The organism is Streptomyces kebangsaanensis, assembly GCF_001906585.1.
In the GTDB taxonomy this organism is placed as follows: Bacteria; Actinomycetota; Actinomycetes; order Streptomycetales; family Streptomycetaceae; genus Streptomyces; species Streptomyces kebangsaanensis.
The window spans coordinates 721-2,748 of record NZ_JUJA01000142.1 but is presented as its reverse complement, the minus strand read 5'-3'; the positions used below and the strand labels follow the sequence as shown (position 1 = coordinate 2,748).

Annotated in this window: 1 protein-coding gene; it reads right to left on the bottom strand. The window is 69.5% G+C overall.

The genetic code is table 11. The features are described from left to right. Positions 1–48: 48 nt before the first annotated feature. A partial coding sequence (gene infB, locus RH94_RS21000) for a translation initiation factor IF-2 (protein ID WP_234425920.1) occupies positions 49–2,028 on the bottom strand: 1,980 nt, incomplete at its 5' end.

Genomic DNA, 2,028 nt, shown 5'->3' with positions numbered 1-2,028 from the left:
GGCGGGACCGTGGTCCCGCCGGCCGGCTGCGGCACGTGCCGTGGGCCGTTACGCCCGCGGCTTCTCGCGGAGTTCGTACGTCGCGATGACGTCGTCGACCTTGATGTCGTTGAAGTTTCCGAGGTTGATACCGCCCTCGAAGCCTTCGCGGATCTCGGTGACGTCGTCCTTGAAGCGACGCAGACCCTCGATGTTGAGGTTCTCCGCGACGACCTTGCCGTCGCGGAGGAGGCGCGCCTTGCTGTTGCGCCGGACCTCGCCGGAGCGGATGAGCACACCCGCGATGTTGCCCAGCTTGGACGACTTGAAGACCTCGCGGATCTCCGCCGTGCCGAGCTCGACCTCCTCGTACTCCGGCTTGAGCATGCCCTTGAGGGCCGCCTCGATCTCCTCGATCGCCTGGTAGATGACCGAGTAGTAGCGGACGTCCACGCCTTCGCGCTCGGCCATCTGCGCGGCACGCCCGGCGGCGCGCACGTTGTAGCCGATCACGATGGCGTCCGAGCCCATGGCCAGGTCGATGTCCGACTCCGTGACCGCACCCACACCGCGGTGCAGGACGCGGATGTCGACCTCTTCACCGACGTCGAGCTGGAGCAGCGAGGACTCGAGGGCCTCGACCGCACCGGACGCGTCGCCCTTGATGATGAGGTTGAGCTGCTGGACCTCGCCGGCCTTGAGCACCTTGTCCAGGTCCTCGAGCGACACGCGGCGGACGCGCTTGGCGAACGCGGCGTTGCGCTCACGGGCGGCGCGCTTCTCCGCGATCTGACGGGCCGTGCGGTCCTCGTCCACCACGATGAAGTTGTCGCCCGCACCCGGGACGTTGGTCAGGCCCAGGACCTGGACCGGCGTCGACGGGCCGGCCTCGGCCACGTGGTTGCCGTTGTCGTCGAGCATCGCCCGGACGCGGCCGTACGCGTCGCCGACCACCATGGTGTCGCCGACCCGCAGCGTGCCTCGCTGGACGAGCACCGTCGCCACGGCACCGCGGCCGCGGTCGAGGCGGGACTCGATCGCGATGCCCTGCGCGTCCTGCTCCGGGTTGGCCCGGAGGTCCAGGGCGGCGTCGGCCGTGAGGACGACCGCCTCCAGGAGGCTGTCGATGTGCAGGCCCTGCTTGGCGGAGATGTCGACGAACATGGTGTCGCCGCCGTACTCCTCGGCCACCAGGCCGTACTCGGTCAGCTGACCGCGCACCTTGGTCGGGTCCGCACCCTCGACGTCGATCTTGTTGACCGCGACCACGATCGGCACGTCGGCCGCCTTGGCGTGGTTGAGCGCCTCGACCGTCTGCGGCATGACGCCGTCGTTGGCCGCGACGACCAGGATGGCGATGTCCGTCGACCGGGCACCGCGGGCACGCATGGCGGTGAACGCCTCGTGACCCGGGGTGTCGATGAAGGTGATCGCCCGGTCCTCGCCGTTGACCTCGGTCGCGACCTGGTAGGCACCGATGTGCTGGGTGATGCCACCGGCCTCGCCCGCGATGACGTTCGTCTTGCGGATGGCGTCGAGCAGGCGGGTCTTTCCGTGGTCGACGTGACCCATGACGGTCACGACCGGCGGACGGACGACCAGGTCCTCCTCGGAGCCCTCGTCCTCGCCGAACTCCAGGTCGAAGGACTCGAGGAGCTCGCGGTCCTCCTCCTCCGGGCTGACGATCTGAACGTTGTAGTTCATCTCGCCGGCCAGCAGCTGCAGCGTCTCGTCGGAGACGGACTGCGTCGCCGTGACCATCTCGCCCAGGTTCATCATGACCGCGACGAGGGACGCCGGGTTGGCGTTGATCTTCTCCGCGAAGTCGGTGAGCGACGCACCGCGCGACAGGCGAATGGTCTCGCCGTTGCCGCGAGGCAGCATCACGCCGCCGACCGACGGGGCCTGCATGGCCTCGTACTCCTGACGGCGCTGCCGCTTCGACTTGCGGCCGCGGCGCGCGGGACCACCCGGACGACCGAAGGCACCCTGCGTGCCACCACGGCCACCGGGACCACCCGGACGTCCGCCGAAGCCGGGACGGCCACC